Annotated in this window: 20 protein-coding genes and 1 pseudogene; 11 read left to right on the top strand and 10 right to left on the bottom strand. The window is 45.0% G+C overall.

Translation table 11 applies throughout. The features are described from left to right. Positions 1-133 precede the first annotated feature (133 nt). The 8 genes from M6D81_RS05115 (at position 134) to M6D81_RS05080 (ending at position 5,401) form a co-directional block, all read left to right on the top strand. The gene (locus M6D81_RS05115; RefSeq protein ID WP_262675741.1) at positions 134-1,372 is read left to right on the top strand and encodes a HAMP domain-containing sensor histidine kinase; all 1,239 of its coding nucleotides are present in this window, start codon (positions 134-136) and stop codon (positions 1,370-1,372) included. 13 nt (positions 1,373-1,385) lie between these two features. Then, positions 1,386-1,787, top strand: coding sequence for a transposase (locus tag M6D81_RS05110; protein WP_262675740.1), 402 nt, complete (start codon positions 1,386-1,388; stop codon positions 1,785-1,787). Positions 1,788-1,827: 40 nt separating this feature from the next. Then, entirely contained in the window at positions 1,828-2,211 is a 384-nt protein-coding gene (locus tag M6D81_RS05105) for a transposase (RefSeq protein WP_262675739.1), read from the top strand. 221 nt (positions 2,212-2,432) lie between these two features. After that, a complete protein-coding gene (locus M6D81_RS05100; RefSeq protein ID WP_262675778.1) occupies positions 2,433-3,020 on the top strand; it encodes a response regulator transcription factor in 588 nt (195 codons plus the stop codon). A gap of 137 nt (positions 3,021-3,157) precedes the next feature. Then, complete coding sequence (locus tag M6D81_RS05095) at positions 3,158-3,625, top strand: hypothetical protein (protein ID WP_262675738.1); 468 nt, start codon at positions 3,158-3,160, stop codon at positions 3,623-3,625. A gap of 7 nt (positions 3,626-3,632) precedes the next feature. Further along, complete coding sequence (locus M6D81_RS05090) at positions 3,633-3,890, top strand: hypothetical protein (protein WP_262675737.1); 258 nt, start codon at positions 3,633-3,635, stop codon at positions 3,888-3,890. A 72-nt stretch (positions 3,891-3,962) separates the two neighbouring features. Next, positions 3,963-4,181, top strand: a complete 219-nt coding sequence (locus tag M6D81_RS05085; protein WP_262675736.1) for a hypothetical protein — start codon at positions 3,963-3,965, stop codon at positions 4,179-4,181. Between the two features lie 509 nt (positions 4,182-4,690). Continuing rightward, entirely contained in the window at positions 4,691-5,401 is a 711-nt protein-coding gene (locus tag M6D81_RS05080; RefSeq protein ID WP_262675735.1) for a DUF4372 domain-containing protein, read from the top strand. Here M6D81_RS05080 and M6D81_RS05075 read toward each other — a convergent pair. Continuing rightward, a pseudogene (locus tag M6D81_RS05075) lies at positions 5,335-5,514 on the bottom strand (transposase domain-containing protein); the annotation flags it as partial. The gene M6D81_RS05080 and the pseudogene M6D81_RS05075 sit on opposite strands and share 67 nt — an antisense overlap. Before the next feature lie 137 nt (positions 5,515-5,651). Here M6D81_RS05075 and M6D81_RS05070 point away from each other — a divergent pair. From M6D81_RS05070 to M6D81_RS05060, 3 genes are read left to right on the top strand one after another with little or no spacing between them, the layout of a single operon-like run. Then, positions 5,652-6,179, top strand: coding sequence for a hypothetical protein (locus M6D81_RS05070; RefSeq protein ID WP_262675734.1), 528 nt, complete (start codon positions 5,652-5,654; stop codon positions 6,177-6,179). Beyond that, positions 6,176-6,874 (top strand): tyrosine-type recombinase/integrase, encoded by a 699-nt coding sequence (locus tag M6D81_RS05065; protein ID WP_262675733.1) that lies wholly within the window; start codon positions 6,176-6,178, stop codon positions 6,872-6,874. Before M6D81_RS05070 ends, M6D81_RS05065 begins: the two co-directional genes overlap by 4 nt. Further along, positions 6,861-8,807: a tyrosine-type recombinase/integrase gene (locus M6D81_RS05060; RefSeq protein ID WP_262675732.1), complete on the top strand. Its 1,947-nt coding sequence runs from the start codon at positions 6,861-6,863 to the stop codon at positions 8,805-8,807. The genes M6D81_RS05065 and M6D81_RS05060 overlap by 14 nt, the downstream gene beginning before the upstream one ends. 8 nt (positions 8,808-8,815) lie before the next feature. Here M6D81_RS05060 and tnpC read toward each other — a convergent pair whose 3' ends face one another. The 9 genes from tnpC to M6D81_RS05015 all read right to left on the bottom strand — a co-directional run bounded on the left by tnpC (position 8,816) and on the right by M6D81_RS05015 (position 16,855). Beyond that, positions 8,816-10,195 carry an IS66 family transposase gene (gene tnpC, locus M6D81_RS05055; RefSeq protein ID WP_262675777.1) on the bottom strand — a complete coding sequence of 460 codons (1,380 nt, stop codon included), beginning with the start codon at positions 10,193-10,195 and terminating at the stop codon, positions 8,816-8,818. Positions 10,196-10,425: 230 nt separating this feature from the next. After that, the gene (tnpB, locus tag M6D81_RS05050) at positions 10,426-10,677 is read right to left on the bottom strand and encodes an IS66 family insertion sequence element accessory protein TnpB (RefSeq protein ID WP_262675731.1); all 252 of its coding nucleotides are present in this window, start codon (positions 10,675-10,677) and stop codon (positions 10,426-10,428) included. Further along, positions 10,667-11,023 (bottom strand): IS66 family insertion sequence element accessory protein TnpA, encoded by a 357-nt coding sequence (tnpA, locus tag M6D81_RS31775; RefSeq protein WP_410795694.1) that lies wholly within the window; start codon positions 11,021-11,023, stop codon positions 10,667-10,669. Before tnpA ends, tnpB begins: the two co-directional genes overlap by 11 nt. A gap of 223 nt (positions 11,024-11,246) precedes the next feature. Beyond that, the gene (locus M6D81_RS05040; protein ID WP_262675729.1) at positions 11,247-11,786 is read right to left on the bottom strand and encodes a hypothetical protein; all 540 of its coding nucleotides are present in this window, start codon (positions 11,784-11,786) and stop codon (positions 11,247-11,249) included. Continuing rightward, positions 11,783-12,619, bottom strand: a complete 837-nt coding sequence (locus tag M6D81_RS05035) for a ParA family protein (RefSeq protein ID WP_262675728.1) — start codon at positions 12,617-12,619, stop codon at positions 11,783-11,785. The genes M6D81_RS05040 and M6D81_RS05035 overlap by 4 nt, the downstream gene beginning before the upstream one ends. A gap of 418 nt (positions 12,620-13,037) precedes the next feature. Next, positions 13,038-13,334 carry a hypothetical protein gene (locus M6D81_RS05030; RefSeq protein WP_262675727.1) on the bottom strand — a complete coding sequence of 99 codons (297 nt, stop codon included), beginning with the start codon at positions 13,332-13,334 and terminating at the stop codon, positions 13,038-13,040. Between the two features lie 27 nt (positions 13,335-13,361). Further along, on the bottom strand, positions 13,362-13,943 hold the full coding sequence (locus tag M6D81_RS05025) for an SLATT domain-containing protein (protein WP_262675726.1): 582 nt from the start codon (positions 13,941-13,943) through the stop codon (positions 13,362-13,364). Next, positions 13,921-14,799 carry an SMODS domain-containing nucleotidyltransferase gene (locus M6D81_RS05020; protein WP_262675725.1) on the bottom strand — a complete coding sequence of 293 codons (879 nt, stop codon included), beginning with the start codon at positions 14,797-14,799 and terminating at the stop codon, positions 13,921-13,923. The genes M6D81_RS05025 and M6D81_RS05020 overlap by 23 nt, the downstream gene beginning before the upstream one ends. A gap of 322 nt (positions 14,800-15,121) precedes the next feature. Next, positions 15,122-16,855 (bottom strand): recombinase family protein, encoded by a 1,734-nt coding sequence (locus M6D81_RS05015; RefSeq protein WP_262675724.1) that lies wholly within the window; start codon positions 16,853-16,855, stop codon positions 15,122-15,124. Positions 16,856-17,414 lie beyond the last annotated feature (559 nt).

Genomic DNA, 17,414 nt, shown 5'->3' with positions numbered 1-17,414 from the left:
AGGTTTCTTAAAGATTTTATCTTTTCTCGTTTGGTATTCCACCACGCAAGGAATGTTGTACTATAGTACAAACACGTTTCTTCAGAGGACATGAATAGGCGGTTATCACTTTTTTGGAGGCTAAAGCGGGATTATGAAACTCTCTTTGAAATTATGGCTGTACTTTATTGTCAGCAGCGCAGCAGCTATTGTGTTGGCCGTAACACTTGCTCTGACCTTGGGGCAAATATTGCAGCCCGGCCATACCTATGAAACCTTAAAAGCAATGGCAGACGAAATGATCTTAGAGGTCAACCAAAACGGAGCAAAGGAGACAGCGCTCCATGAAGTCACGAAGATCTATCAATCCGAGCACCCTTCTTTTGTTTTCGAGTGGCTCCATACTGACGGGGCGATTGTATATGCCTCGGACGGTCGAACGCAAGCGTACAGCCCTTCCGAGCTCATCCATATGCTAGCTAACGAATCGGATAGCTATTGGGATCTGGAACATCCCGTCAGTATGATGTATCCGGCCGACATTTCAGGGTACAACTACTATTTGCATCTTGAGATACCCCCTGAAGCCATGAGGGAATCACAGATTCTTTTCTATTTCCGTTCATGGACGTCCTTTTTCTCTCTGATTATTCCCTTTCTCGTATTTATCATCACGCCGTATTTCTTTACCTATCACTTCTTTCATTCTTTACGCCAACGATTAACCAAAATAATAGCCGCCCTGTCCGGCATGTCGATTGATTGTCGCCGGGAAATCCATGACGACCATAACGATGAAATCGGACAGCTCGCCGATCATTTCAATACCATGTCGAAGCGCATTCATGAACAAGTCGTACAGATTCAAGATCAGGAGAACAAGCGTAAAACGTTGATATCCAACTTATCCCATAATCTGCGGACACCTCTTACTAACATTCTTGGTTATGCAAAGACGTTACAGAGAGGCCTATATAAAAATGAAGACGAGTTGCAGGCCCATGCCGCTATTATCCTTAGCCGCTCGCAATACATGGAAAAACGGATCAACGCGTTGTTTCAAGTGTCGCAATACGATCTTCATGGCGTTCAAATTCAAAAAAGCCCTACCCAATTAGCTGGAATGTTGAGAAAAGTTCTGGCAGAATACATCGCGGTTCTGGAGTCAAAGGGAATCGAAATGGATATTTCGATTCCGGAAATAAGCATGACCTTAATGGCTGATGCTAACTTGCTGGAACGAGCGATGCGCAACTTGATCGATAACGCAATCAAATACGGAGCAGCTGGAAAATATCTGAGAGTGGAGTTAAGGCATGCCCATGGCGGCGAAGTAACCGTGGATAGCGTGCCCGGTCTGGAGACGCGCTTCTCAATCACATTGCCTAAGTGATGGCAGCCTGTCCGTGAACATTGCATATGCGCTTTTTAAGCAATTGTTTCATCGACTTCTTTCCAAATGCAATCGTGCAACCAAGCGTCATCTTGGCATTCCGAAAAACCTTTTGCTCGTTGATTCGACAACCATTACCGTGGGAAAAACACGACTCCCTTGGGCATTGTTTCTTGGAGAACGTGCGGGTATTAGACTGCATGTTGCATATGACGCAGCCACAGAGCAACCTGTTCAAGTGATCGAAACCATTGGCGCCGCTCATGATGGTCCTATTGGTGAACAGCTTGGAGACAAAAACTACATTCTCGTCAATGACAGAGCTTACATCAAGCGATTCGATCACTACGTGCGGGAGAACCAATATTTTGTCACACGAATCAAAGAAAATATAACGCTCGTACAACCGCGTTAGAAAGCGGGAATCCGCTGAAAACTCGAATGTCGTGAAGGATATGACTTGTTACCTGGGAACCCCTCAAAGTCAATCGCAGCTTCGTCATCGCGTCGTCATTTTTAAAGACGATTACGGTCACGAAATTCGAGTTGCCACCAATCTCAAGCACCCGTCTGCCGATCAAATCGCCGATATGTACAAGGCAAGATGGGGCATAAAAGTTTTCTTTCGATGGATCAAGCAAAACTTGAATGTTCCTGTTCTGTTCGGAACGACAAAGAATGCGGTATTCAACCAGTTGTTCGCGGCACTCATGACGTACGTTGTCTTGAGGTGGCTCTATGATCATTCCAAATCACTCATCATCGCCTGCAAATCGATGCCTCTCATCCGCTTTAAAGAACACATGCAAGTGAACCAATTGCAGGCGGAATGGCTCTGACTAAGATTCTGGATAAATACATCGATTTGTCACGTCTTGAAAACCCAAAAGTTAGTTAATCAACAGAAGTGTAATGAAATGAATTATGTATTATAATGGATACATTCACGCCACGGCTACAAGGACGGCGACAGCCATGTCACCTTGGGGGAGGAGCTAAATAAAGTGATAGATTCCCGTATTCTTGTCGTGGATGACGACCCGGATATTCGTCATTTGATCTGTATCCATTTGGAGGAAGGAGACATGACTATACAGAGGCGAGAAGCGGAAAAGAAGCGCTGGAATTACTGGATCTGGAGTCCTTTGACTTCGTTATATTGGATCTCATGATGGATGATACGGATGGGCTGCAAGTTTTGGAGCATGTCCGTTCCTGCCAGAATCATACACCAATTATTGTTGTGAGCGCATTAAGCGAAACGGAGAAGAAAATCAAGATGCTTGGCCTGGGGGCCGATGATTATATAACGAAGCCTTTTATCCCCAGTGAACTCGTAGCCAGGGCTATGGCCAATATTCGGCGAAGCCGGAGCCCGCAAACCCGTATAACGGCCAATCGCCTTCAATATCGGAGTATCATTCTTAATTTGGATTCTTTAACGTTTGAAAAAGAGGGGAAACGATATTCGATTACGCAAACGGAATGTGATTTGCTTGCTGCATTTATGAGCAAACCCGGTTATACGTATACGAAGGACGAGCTCTACCAAGCTGTATGGAACCACGAGCAATATGACCCCAACAGCCTTAGTGTATATTTTAATTTTTTGCGTAAAAAAAATCGAGGCCAACCCGAAAATGCCTAGATACATACAAACGATACGAGGAATCGGTTATCGCTTTGCTGAGGTCAAGGAGAGATGACGCTTTCAATGGGCGCATCCACGGTGATCGAAACCGCACCGTCCGGCGCAGCCGAGCGAACAAGGAAGGGGAATGGAAAATGGATCAACTGGCAGTGCTCCGCCATTATGTTGCTACTTTGGGGTATCGGGGGAGCCAGGCACTGCATGCGGCGCCTGACTATTTTGCTTGGTTCAATGCAGGACATGGTGTTCGTTCGCCCGTCGAGCTCCTCAGCCACACGGCCGTTGTGCTGGAGTACGCCCGGGCCCGACTCGCCGAAGACGAGCGCGAGTGTTGGGAAGTAGAGACGTGGGAAGCCGAGACGGAACGCTTCTACCTGACGCTGGAGCGGTTGGACGAAGCGCTGCTGCACGGCGCGAAGCAGGCAGACGACAATACGATGAGGCAAATGATTCAAGGGCCGCTGGCCGATGCGATGACCCATATCGGGCAGTTGACGATGCTGCGGCGGCTGGCGGGAGCGCCTGTGCCGCAGGGGGGATTCGTCGAGGCGGATGTACGTACAGGAAGGCTCCGCTATCCGGTGCCGGAAGGCGAGACTTGAAACCAACATGAAAACATTGAACATGTGGCTTGGCGCAGCGCTGCTGAGCTTGCTCGCGGCTTGCGGCAACGCCGAAAACGCACGCGTAACGAACGCTGCGAATGCCTCCCCGACCATCAACGAGCGTGCGAGCGCTGGCGCCGGTGCTGCCGCAACCGGCCAGCAGCAGGACGAGGACGAGGGAGCGGGGGCGGATCAGGCGGGGACGGTCAAAGCGCCGCAGCAGTCGAACGATGAGATTGCAGATCTGCTGCCGGATGGCTGAGAGAGGCTCCATAACTTCGACGCCTCGCGTGTCCAGGCCGAGGGAGACTTGAATCGGGACGGGCGATCCGATGTGGCTATCGTTATCGAACGCAAGGGCGGCGAAGCGGTGCCGCCGCGTGCGCTCTTGATCGCCCTGCTCAACGCAGACGGGTCGCTTGAGCGGTCCATCGTGGCCGAGCATGTGATCCTCAAGGCAGACGAGGGAGGCGTGTGGGGCGATTCATTCGAAAGCGTGACGATCGACCGCGGCTCGGTCGTCGTCACCCATTACGGGGGCAGCAATTGGTGATGGTATTCGGCGTATCGCTTTCGCTATCAGCAAGCGGACTGATATTTGATCGGCGCGACTACAGGCTCCTATTTTACCGCTACGACTACACGGGAGCAGGCCGATGAGGCGGATTACAATGTGTGACCGGCGATTATAGCATCCGGACGACAAATGCGAACGGCGAAGTCGAGCTGCAGAACGGTAAGCAAGCCACGCGCCCATTGATCAAGATGCGTGCGTTCCGCCACGACCTGAATCTGCAAGACCAGGGCTAGAAAAGTAAAAAAAGCCAAAATTCAAAAAGCGTAGCCTGCCCAGGGCTGTGCAACTCCCATTTACACGAACCAGGCATGTCAACCAGATGGCTGCAAAAGTGGCTGGGCTTGTCCACGATCGATCTACCGTTGCATAAATTTTCTCTGAAACTTCATAATATTCTGCTTTATTTACATTTTCCCATAAAAAAATCCTTTACAATGAAATGGAGAGGTAGACCCGTCCATTAATCCATTGAAAAGGATATCAGCATGGACAATCATACGCTATTATCTTCATTTGGTAAATGGCTTGCGCCAATCTGTACAAAAATGTTCACAACTGCTGTGGCCGAACGTCAGCAAGATAAATATACGAAAAAGCTGACAACCACCGCTTACCTCAAGTTGTTCTTGTTTGCTCAGTTGAAGTGTCGCGAAGGCTTGCGTCACATCGCCGACGATGTGTTGTGCGAAGATTTGCAACATGAGCTCGGTCTGACTTCGATCTCGGCTTCACAGCTAAGTCGCAAGCACAAGCAAGTCGATCCCGAGCTATTACAACAGGTGTTCGAGTCTTTGGCGCGGCTCGTTCTGTCACGCCAAGGCAAGCGGTCTCCTCATCACAAGATTAAAATCATCGACTCGACCACGGTTACGTTGTGTCTGCAAAATTTCAAATGGGCTGAGTTACGCAAGACGAAAGCAGGCATTAAAATCCATATGCGACTGGCCTTTATGGATGAGCAGGACGTCGTTCCCGAGAAGGCAACGGTGACGATAGCGAAGAAAAATGACCGCACCCAGATGAATGAATTCGTTCATTTCCTTGTTTTACCACACTCATATAGTTATCATATCCTATTTGTATTGAAAAAGAAAAGCCCATGGCTCATGAGGAACCACAGGCTCTGCGTTTATGTACAATGTTGCCTAACTGCTGGACTCCATGGAAGGTACTCATCAAGCAACTCCGGCCGCTGATGAAATGCAGCCGCTGGTAACTGTTGCAACAGATAGACTAGATATTTGTACGGGTTCAATCCATTTGCCTTTGCGGTCTCAACGATGCTGTAGATCGCTGCACTTGCGGCTGCTAAACAACCAATTTTTACGATTATGTTCTTAAGCACATAATCGAAATTATGTGTCCAATATATTTATGTGCTCAGCATAAGCGGGTAAGCTTCAAATTTAGTAGAATAGCAGTGCTAATTTAGAAAAGAGCGCTGTTATGTCAACGATCAACATCAATGAAAGTACACGTCGCGAGCTCGACAAATTCAAGGAGTACATGCAAAAACAGGAGTATACCGACAGGACTGTCACAGGGTATCGCACCTATCTCTTGCGATTTCTGCGGCAGCAGAACGGCCCACTCGAAGTAGGTGCATTAAAAGGTGCTGCAGAAGCATTCCTCGAAACAGAAAGAATAAGTCACCCGCAAACCTTCAAACATTGCCGCGCTGCGCTGAACTCGTATTGCAGGATGGTTGCAGGAGATAGCCTGAGGGAGCATTCAGAAACAAGTGCTGTTCTTGAAATAGCCATCCTGCTTCAACGTTTTCGTGAGTATTCGCTTACGATCAAGCACCTCGAAGAAGGCACAGTCTCTTCGGAAATCAATCATGTGAGAGGATTACTGGAGTATACCTTTGAGCACAATCCGCAAAGGTTCGTCAACGGGTTAATGGCGGATGATATCCGAAGATATCTAATGGAGCGGCTTGCTAAACTCTCGGATTCTCAAAGGGTCGAATGATCACGTCGATACGCAACTTTTTCCGATGCCAAGCGTTTTATGGTCAACCCGTGCACCCATCAATCCTTCGTTTGCCTCTTTCTCCTGCTGTATGGAAAAAATCCGCTTTTCCAAAAACCATTGACATGGATAAGTTCAATACTCTTCATAACATTCCGAACGAAAATACGCACACCGGGAAACGGAATCGTTGTATCATCCTATGTTTTACCGAACTCGCACTAAGGTGTTCCGAAGTCGCAGCGTTGACGTTGGATGCCTTCAATTGGCACGGCAATTATGTGACGATAAGGAACACGAAAAACGGTTCTGAACGCAACCTGCCGATCCCAGCCATGATGGGAAACGCCTTAGTTGAATACCTCACGCTGGCCCGTCCGAAAACTTCATGCAGAACGCTCTTTGTCCGATTCAGCCATCAGCGCGGCGAACCGATGGGATGCAGCCAAATCCGCAATGTTGTCCGCAGAAATAGTGCAAAAGCCGGCCTTGAAGATCATGCATGCGGCACGCATATATTAAGACGAACAGCGGCGACAAAACTGTACAATGCCGGGAATTCACTAAAACTGACGGCCGACATCCTGGGGCATGAATCGCTAGACTCGACCACTCATTACGTGAAAACAGATATAGCCAGGCTTCTGTCGGTGGCATCACCTTGGCCGGGAGGTGAACGCAATGTTAGAGAATAACCGCATGACCCGGCAAATTGAAGAATATGTGGCATACAAACGCAGCTTGGGTTATGTAATAAAAATCGAAGCACAGGAACTCAGACGCTTTGCGAAATACACAAGGGAGATTGGGTATGACGGCTCGGTCACGGAGGAACTAGCCATGCGGTGGTCCTCTTTGAATGACAACTTCACCCGCAAATATATGGCGCGTCGCCTTGAAACACTCCACACCTTCGCTGTATATATTTCTGCCTTTGATGAACAAGCACAGATCCCGCGAAACGGCGTTTTCGGCAAAGCGCATACGCGAACAGACCCCTATATTTATACTGATGAAGAAGTCCTGTCCCTGATGAGCGGCGCGGACAGTCTTTTTTCACCAGACGGGATTCGCTCCAGTACCGTAGCATCGGCCATAGGACTCATGCATGCCACGGGAATTCGGGTTTCCGAACTCACATCCCTGAGGATCGCCGATGTGCAACTGGAAAAGAGCTGTCTATTCATTTGTAACTCAAAGTTCAAGAAGGACCGACTTGTCCCACTGCACCCTACCGTGATCGCCAAATTATTGGAGTACCGAGTTTTCATCGAAAACAAAATCGGTGTGAGGGGTAATGACGATTACTTTTTTGTCACCTCATATGGTCGTCGGTTCAACACGCGCACGTTTGAGTATGCGTTTCAATTGATCCGTCCGTTGGTATTTTGCGATAAAGCAAAACAGCCAAGACTTTATGATCTGCGACACACCTTCGCCTGCAATACCGTTAAACGCTGGAATGAAGCAGGGGAGGACGTGAACCGGAAGCTCTACCTGCTGTCCACCTATATGGGACATATAAAGCCTGCAGATACCTATTGGTACCTCTCTGCCACCCCGGAGCTCCCGAAATCGCTGCTCGGAAATTCGAGAATCGTTTCGGAGGTGACAGCGCATGAAAAACAGCGACATTCAAATCCAAGCGCTGATCCAAAATATTTTCTGCAATGGCTAATGGCGCAGCGGAATGTGTCACCGGAAACAATTAAGTCTTACAGAGACACCTTCCGCCTTTATCTCCGATATATTGAAACACACAAAGGTGTAGCTCCATCTAAAATGTCAGTCGCTCAATTTGACGCGGATCACATCTTAGAATTCTTGTCGTATTTGGGAAAAGAGCGCGGTAACAGTCCCAAGACCGTCAATAGTCGGCTCGCCGCGCTGCATAGTTTTATTAAATACTTGATCTTCGAAGTACCTGAGTACAGCGGACTGCTAAACAGGAGTCTAATGGTTCCATTTCGCAAAGCCGAAAAGCGGCAGATGGAGTTCTTGACAGAAGACGAATTTGTAGCTTTGAAAAACGCCTGCAATACGAACACCGTGCTCGGATGCAGAGATATGTTAATGCTCATGCTACTCTACAACACCGGCGTTAGGGTATCCGAACTGGTCGGACTCAAGTTGAGCGATCTCCACATCGACAGCCGGAATACGACTGCTTACATCCGAGTACACGGGAAAGGCCGTAAAGAGCGTCATGTCCCCTTATGGAAAAACACTGTTAAATATCTGGCCGATTACATACGCGATCATTGCCACGATGAAACCAGTTATTTGTTTGCGAATTGTGTGGATGGTAACCTGACGCGCTCTGGCGTTCGTTACCGGTTAGATTGCCTACAGAAGAAAGCCGCGGAGGCTGTTCAATCGCTCAATAAAAAGAAGATAACGCCTCACACCTTCCGACACACAACTACTCTACGGATGCTGCAGTCCGGCGTTGACATCTCAAGCATCGCCATCTGGCTTGGTCACGAAAGCATCCTCACGACACATAAATATATGGAGGCGGATCTAGAGATGAAGCGACAGACCCTCGAAAAAATGGGCGAACCCAGTCAATCCTCCTACCATTTCTCAGCGAATGCATCGATTCTGTCGTTCTTAAATTCATTGTGAAGTTTTGTTTATGTGCCGGTTTGAATGCGGAAAACGAGGCGACGCGTTGCGCTTTGTTTTCTGCGGCACATAAATATATTGGACACATAATTTCGACCGACCGTAAAGGGACGAATGCTGTTCTCAGCTAGATTGTTCGAGATCACACAGTTCCCATCTTGTAAATAATTCATCAACTCTTGTTTATGGTTACGCGCATACTTCAGCGCTTCGCCTAGCTTGGATTTGGGAAGAACTTTACCTTTGACCGTTTCTATCCACGCCCAAAAAGCATCGAGTACAGGCTTTTCCTGCACCAGACGTTGTTCCCTTCGCTCTTCAGGAGAATGTGAGGCAAGCTGTGCCTCAAGCTCAAATAGCTTGTTGCAATAGGCTCCCCCTTCCGTAGCAAGGGTCCCTTCCGGATTCTTCGCCTCTGGTGGCAATGCCTCAACAAACTTACGCCGAAGATGTGCCCAGCATAGGCAAGAGATCGTCCCTGCTAGATTCGCGTATCCAGAGTAGGCATCGCTATGTAAATATCCCTTGAACCCTTTCAAGAACGCTTGTGGGTACCTCGCCCCTCGTCCTGTCTGGTATTCAAAGATCCTTATGGGATGCGTACTATGCTGAGCGCTGCTGTAGATCCACATGTAGGAAGAGGTCGTGTTCTTACGCCCCTTCTCATTCATTACCTGCAAGGGTGTCTCATCGGCATGCAGATATCGCTCTTGTACAAGCCGTTTATACAGTCGATTCACGAGTGGCTTCAGCCAGTCTCTCGTAGTCGCGATCATCCAGTTGGCCATCGTGGCCCGACTCAGATCAAGGCCAATGCTCTTCCATTCCTTCTCCTGACGGTACAGCGGCATGCTGTTCACAAACTTCTGGTACATCACCCTGGCCACGGAGGAAGCGGAAGCTAACGAATGCTGAATGACCGGTGCTGGAGTGGTCGTCTTTTTCATCTGAGGCTTGTCCGCTTTCCGACAGGTCCGGCACTCTAAGGTTTCTCTGTAGATATCAATGGCTTGAACGCGGGCAGGAATAAACTCCACTTCCGTACGAACAAACTCTTCGCCTACCAAGACAAGTTCGCTTTGGCATACATCGCAACAACGATCCTGAACCTGAAATAGCTGCTTTTCATGCGGAAGATCCTGAAGCAGCTCCGCCCGTTCGCCTACCTGGTTCTTTCGCTGGTAGCTTTGAATGTGCTCGATGGTTGGCTCCGGCGCAGTGCGTGAAGCTGCCGTCTCTGGCTCATCAAATAAAGACAGCTGCTCCACCCCTACCGGGAGGGAAGCAGTTTTCTCGGAGCTTTTGCCGTACAGCTTCTGCGTTAGAAATTGTACGGTTTCCTGTAGCCGTTTATTCTCTTTTTCCAAGTCGCCGATGCGATGCTCCATCTTTTGCAGCTGTTCCAAAGGGCTCATGAAATACCGTTCCTTCACTGTCTTCTATACCTATTATTATACCATAAAAGCAGGCATTAACCCAGATTTTACAAGGGTTTTCGACTTCTTTTTTCGGCTTACATGGAAGGGATGAAAGCAAGCTTTTTGACCGCTTTCGGCTGATGAAGCTACAGGCCTTCCAGCAACCACCGGAACTCCTGTGGCGTGATCGAGCGTACGGCCTAGGCATCCATGGGCCACTTGTATTGACCGGATTCCAGTCGTTTGTACAACAGGACGAATCCATCACCTTCCCAGTACAAGGCTTTCATCCGATCACGCTTGCGACCGCAGAACAGAAACAAATGATTCTGGAACGGGTTCAATTGTAGCTGATGCTGCACTAAGTGAATAAGACCGTCAATGGATTTTCGCATATCCGTATATCCACAGGCGATATACAGCTGATCGGCCTTCGAGATGTCACCGAACATACTGAAGGATGCGCAGCGTCTGTTCGAGAAGTACGGTAGACGCATGCTGATGAATTTCGATCGTAACGGCATCTGTACGAAGGATAATCGCCGCTTGTTCATGACTCGCTTCGGAACGAGGAGCGTTCGTCCGCAAAGATGGAGGGACCGGTACGAGAGTTGGTTCATTCGGGGTGGAGCAAGCAGGAAGGGATTCGATAGCAGCTTCACGGATTTTCTTAAGCCAGTAGTAATAGCTTTTCACGCTGACTTCGTGATCGGCACACCATCGAACCACGGTCTGACCACTGGAACGGCAGTCACGAATGATTTCGGTCCACTGCTGGAGTCGATAGCGATTCCTCATCTCTAAAGTTTGCAATTGGACACTCTCCCATTAGAGTTTTTCGAGTAGCATCGAAAAACTCCAACGACTACTCTAAAGGGAATTGTCTCAAAATCTAGACTGCGTTGGAATACACCTTTTTGTTAGACGCTTACTATTCTTATCGTTTTTGTTGTATTTAATTGCATAAAAAAAGCATCTCAGCGGTGGGGCTGAAGATGCCAATTTCGAGTGAGAGAGTCCGTCAAGCCTTTTCATCCAAGCTATCCTGGTTATCACTACCAGTTTTATTAGATTTTTTTGTTATTATATCACTCCACTTGCTCAGGTCACTTTTACTTTCCATTTTAGTAGTTTGATGATTATTCATTTCCTGCAGTTCGTTGTAGATCAAGCTTAAATCATGATTATTAATTGATCCCAGATACACTCTAAATGCAAGTAATTTATCATTTCGTGTTTTTAACAATGTCAATTTGCTATTGTATTTCCCCAAAACTTCATCCAATCGCTTGTTATTTTTGAGCTCCTTCTTCAATAAATGGATAATCATATCCGCAATCTTCTCTTCCTCGGTAAGCGGTTGAATGCTTGTTTTATTTAATGATGCTTTATGGGTTTCGAAAATCCCAATAGAATCACTAAACATTTTTACTACTTGATCAATAGCTTGCTGATCTTTTAGAATCCCGACTACATTTTCTACTCTTTTCCGCCCATATTTCGATACTAATGACATGAATTCAATTAATAACTCTATGTCCTTATAATCTTTTTCTTTCATGATATCCCAACCTCTTTTGCAAACTCTTCTGTAAAATTCAAAAACTCTCTTGATCTATCATACCGAGCATAGGAAGTCCGAAATATAGGGGCGTTTTCACGAGCGCCTTTTGGGTATGATCGTGAAAAAGAAATTTCTTTTTTAAATATCTTGATATGCAAGTTTTTGCATACTTCTTTAACGTTCTTCTTGGATTTATTCTCTTCTGGAGAGTAATCATCAGTGGCGTTGAACACTACACCTGCAATTTCTATAGGATGTTTTTTGTATTTTTCTTTAAAGTCGAGAATTGATCTATATAATAAGGGTAACCCGATTGATGATAAATATTCAGGTCTAACTGGTATTAAAACATGATCAGTACATAAATAAGCAGCTTCAGTTAACATTGAATCAGTAGGAGAGCAATCTATTATGATAACATCATACTCACTTTCAACGGTATCAATAAAATCCTTCAAATTTCTAGCTTTATCTGAAGGATTTTTTAATGTGTAAGCTAATTCTAGCTGTGCAGGCAATAAATCTATTTTTCCGCCACTTTGGTTTTCAGTTATATTTTTAATTGCTTTATCTAAGTCGATACCTTTAAATTCTGGGGAATAACGTTCAAAAATATGGTATACTGTTGGCTTCTCTTTGGTTACTACATGCTTCAAATATTTATCTGGCCCTAAGAGATACTGACTAGCATTGAACTGAGGGTCTAAGTCAATTACAAGTACTTTTTTCAACCATGAAGTGTATGCCGAAAAGTGCCAAGCTAGATTAACAGCCAACGTTGATTTGCCAACCCCGCCTTTCATATTAATCAACGATATTTTATGTGCCATTCAATATTCCTCCCCTATTTTTCCAAAAAGTTAATAATAGCATGGCAAGATAAATAAAAACCGGCATCTCTGATATTTGTCTATGTGGTTGGTGGAGACTATCTGGATCGAACCAACGACCTCTTTCATTGCATGCAAACACTTTCCCACGAATGATCATTTACATAGCCTAATCAACTATTCCATTCCTTGAAATTATTTGCCCATCTTTCATTACGCGCTCTTTCTTCTTCGTTGATCCTCTGTTGCCTTAGCTTGATTGTTCCCATCGCTCGTTCAGTTTCAACCTTTGTTAATAATTCTTCTGGTGAGATACTCAATACTTTATCCTTGTTAGAAGCATACCTACAAATGATTTTTTAGTCTTTGTTTTGTCAGCAACAGTTAGAGTTTCAGGTTTCATTGAATCCTCATCAGCTTAAAAGATAACTAGATCACCTAACTCAAACTTATTAACATTTCTGTTCTCAGGAGTCTTAAGGAGTGCTAGATACTTTTTAGATATATGAAGAATAACTAAAACCAACACTATCAAAATAGTCAAGAAAACAATAACATAAGGAAGCTTAAGCTCAATAACAATTGTAGATATTTTCTTGATAAATGCCGTTCCAGAAGCAAGTAGTAGGAGTATTATGCTGCTGACAATAGGTTTTGCATGATCTTTAAGTATATCCCAAACAGTATCCTTAATAAAGTCAACTATTATCTTCATAGCTTTCTCTCCCACTTATTCTAACTGTTAATCATCCCACTTTCTATTTTTCCTACGTATAGAATTGGGAAGCATAACATCAATCTCGTCATCGCTAAAAGTTTGCTCTTCCTCTGTCTTTAACGCCCTCTGTGCCGCGGCGTAGCTCTTATAATCAGTTCTTGGTGATTGAGCGTAGATTTCTGCTGTTCTATTCTGTAACTCATCTCGTTTCGCCATTACTGCGCCATCATCCAATAGCTCAAAATCGGTTAAGAGGGAGACATATTCTTCACGTATTATCCAAAGTGCATCCGCTGCTTTTTGGTGACTTTGAGCTGTTTCGACTAAATCAAAATTCTTAGTATAGGCGTTTAAAATCAAGAGGGAAATAGAGACCAGCGCTCCTAAGATACCCGCAATCTTCTCATCTGCAATAATTGTAACGATGAAGCCGCCTGTAGTGAGCGCAGAGAGTACTATTTGCAATATTTTAATTATTTCGTTTTTCGACAGCATTCTTTGGACAATTTTATTATGGCACGTAAAAGTGTAGACGATTCGACCATACGCTTCTCTAATCTGGGACTCCAATTTATAACCTTGACTAACTCGGGAACTTCGTTCCATATATTTTCCTCCACGTCAATTTCGCAGATGAGGTCCGATTCTTACTTTCGTACTCAATAGCTAATAGGGCATTATCATGGGCTGTCGCCGCTTTATTCTGAAAGTTCTTGTCCTTCCATACATATCGGTTACTCCCTGGTGCCAGCCAATAATTCTGATCTTTATCAATATCCTTTAAATATTTAAAAAAGTCTCTGCTCATCCAGTCGTAATATAAGTACGACTTATCTTTATTCTCCCAATCACCTATGAATTTGTATGCTAATGTATCAATAAGAATACCACTCATGCCCACATCACAGTGATTTTTCCATGCTCGTGCCATGCGACAAAGCCTCTTCAAGTTTTTGTTAGTACTATTGTTTCTTGAGTTCATAGCATCAATTTCTTTACGAGGGTCCGTCTGTCTCCAACTCCCCCCATTATTTGTGTCAGGATATGTATAGCTGTTATCATCATTTATGAAAGCTGGAACTATTTCAAAGCTATTACCGTCTGAAAAATTTATACCGACAACCTGACCATCGCCCTTAATATAAGAGTTACTATAGGTTTTCTGAAGAACTCCCTTAACCTCTTGTAACAAGGCGGATTGTCCATTACCACTATAATTATTAAACTTTTGGTACGTCGCATATGGTAGCTGTACGATTACATCGATATCACTTGTCCAAATCTCGGTTCCCCGACCGTAAGATCCAACATATAGACTATGAGAAGTATCTGAAGTGCTGTTCCAGTAATCCTGATTTATACGCTTTGTAATCTGTTTATATCTTTGTTGTATAGTACTTACAGTTGAGTCACTCATTCTAAGATTCGAACAAAACTGACTAAAATATTCGCTTACGGACATGGTAACCCCTCCGGTTATAAGTTTATTGCATGTGCCAGTATAGTGTGCGATATCCTGCCTTCAGATCATCGTCTTGAGGGTTGCGATATCATGACTAGAAATAGTACAATTTACCTACTGATAATGATACACTCTTCTCCCTCTAAATTCCAGAAAATATTCCCATTTTCGACAAGCAAATGACTCCTGCAGATTGCAGGAGTCTCATTTCAATTAGTCTACTATGCCTTACATAATTACCTTCTCCGCCTCTACTAAATTCCCGATATTCACACTCAACAGTCTTGACAGTCGGGTAAATGTGGCTCCCAATCACTACTCCCTAACCAACAACACACAGCACTCCACATGTGTTGTCCGGTAGATGGGGACATTCATCCCTCCTCTCGGATGACGGCCTTTTTGGGCTTTTATTACCGCCCTTTCCATGAATTCTGCTTCTTAATCCCGTTTTGAATACGAAGGTTATTTGATACGGCTCTACACTTCCGTCTTCCTGTTCTTCTCCTATTATAACCTTTTCGACGACACTTTCGAATACATTGCGATCAAAATCAGTAAGGACGGAATTGGTTTGAAGCACGTTGCGAAAATGCAGCAATCTCTTTTCAACGTCAACCTCTTCTTGAGCCGATGTCTCCAGTTGCTCGCTTGATTCGATTAGCTCCGTTAGTGTTGACTCCAATTCCTCATACTTACGTTCATACGTTGCACGATCAATTTTTTCATCCAAATGAAGATCAATCAAGTTAGATCGCTTTTGTTCGAGAGCCTCAATTTCGTGCTTCACCTTGCTTAATTGCTTGTGATGTTGTTGATCACCTAGCGCGGACTCCATTTTTAACAAAAGCTCATCCAGCACATCCTTGTGATTGCCGCAGACACGATTGTACGTTTCGACAAAGGCTTTCTCAATTATGCTTTCCTCAATGCCCTTACTGTGCGGGCAGTATTTCTTTCCTTTCTTCGAGAAAGAGACGCATTGCCAAATGATCTTTGCATAAATAGTTCTGCTATTCCAACTTCTGCGCGAATAGTTTTTCCCACAGAACACACATTCAAGCTTGCAGCTAAATGTAAACTTCCGGCTAAACTTTTCTCGCTTACCTCCCTTTTCATGTTTTCCACGCGGCTTTCCGCGTCGGAACAAAATTTCTTGAGCTTGCTCAAAAACTTCTTCACTCACTATAGGCTCATGATGATTCTTAATGTAATATTGATCCTCTTCACCATGATTATCCAACCTCCTCTTCGAGATCGGATCAAGCGTAAAGGTTTTACCTTGAAGAAGATCTCCTTTGTATTTTTCATTTTTAATGATGCCCAGCACTGCAGTATCTCCCCATTCTGAATTCCCGCGCTTTGTTTTATATGGAAGCTTCGTTAATTCTTGAGCAATGACAGAGGCCCCCGCGCCAGCAATATAACGTTCAAAAATATATCGAACAACCCCCGCTTCATCTTCATTCACTGAAATTTGCTTGGTAGTAAGATCATAATCATATCCAAGGCAGCTTTGAAAGCCGATAAGCTCGCCGCGCTGCATCTTCATTTTCAAGCCCATCTTCACAATGGATGAGATATTCTCGACCTCCTGCTGTGCAACCGAGCTGAGGATTGTAAGCAATAGCTCGCCATCCATCGTTAACGTATTGATGTTCTCCTTTTCAAAAAATACGGCCACATTTCTTTCCTTGAGCTTGCGCACATACTTTAAGGTATCTACTGTATTGCGGGCAAACCTGGAGATAGACTTGGTAATCACCATATCAATCTTTCCATTGAGACAATCGTTTATTAAGCGCTGGAAATCATCTCGCTTCTTCACCTGAGTGCCTGTAATGGCTTCATCTGCATAAATATCAGCAAGCACCCAATCACTGCGCTGGCTAATCATTTCTTTGTAATAGGAGACTTGAGATTTGTAGCTGTTGAGCTGCTCCTCCGTGTCTGTGCTTACCCGCGCATATGGAGCTACTCTTAGAAACTCTTGTTGCCCGCCGGTACGATCTGACAGCTTGCGATTGGCTTTTATAACCTCGACTGAAAATGACATTGAAGCTTCCTCCCCTGAGTTATATTCTACGCCACTAGCGTAATCAATTCAGGCGATTTCGACAAAGGTGCAAATCTGGACTTCTATACTTTTTTCTGACAGTCAGTATGACTTGACAACAACTTATTTAGATGTAAGGTCTGAACAGACTCCATATTCTCGCATTATAAGGTTCTTTACCGTATTAAATTCCTGTTCGCTTATCAAAGATAAGTTCAGTAGCTGTCTGAGCATCGCAATCTGCATACTGTATCTCAACAAATCTGTCTTCAAGCTATCATCCCCCTCAAAACGTCATCGGATAGCATAAATGACCTCAAAATAAGGCCTTCTACTAACCTGTTCATTTCGAGGCTTAAATCGGGTACTCAATAGACAAAATGAGTTCATAAAAGCCCGTGGTGGTCTGCGTTCGTTTTCCCGAGACGATCATAAGGGGTAATTCATCGACTGATGCGCGTAATGGGATTCGAAGTGATCTACCCGGGCCCGAACCTGAGCAAGCGGTCCATGCCCAGTATATCCGTCCCTACCTGTTGTGCGGGTTGAAGATCGAGCG

Source organism: Paenibacillus sp. J5C2022, from assembly GCF_025567625.1.
In the GTDB taxonomy this organism is placed as follows: domain Bacteria; phylum Bacillota; class Bacilli; order Paenibacillales; family Paenibacillaceae; genus Pristimantibacillus.
This window is presented reverse-complemented; position numbering and strand designations above follow the sequence as displayed.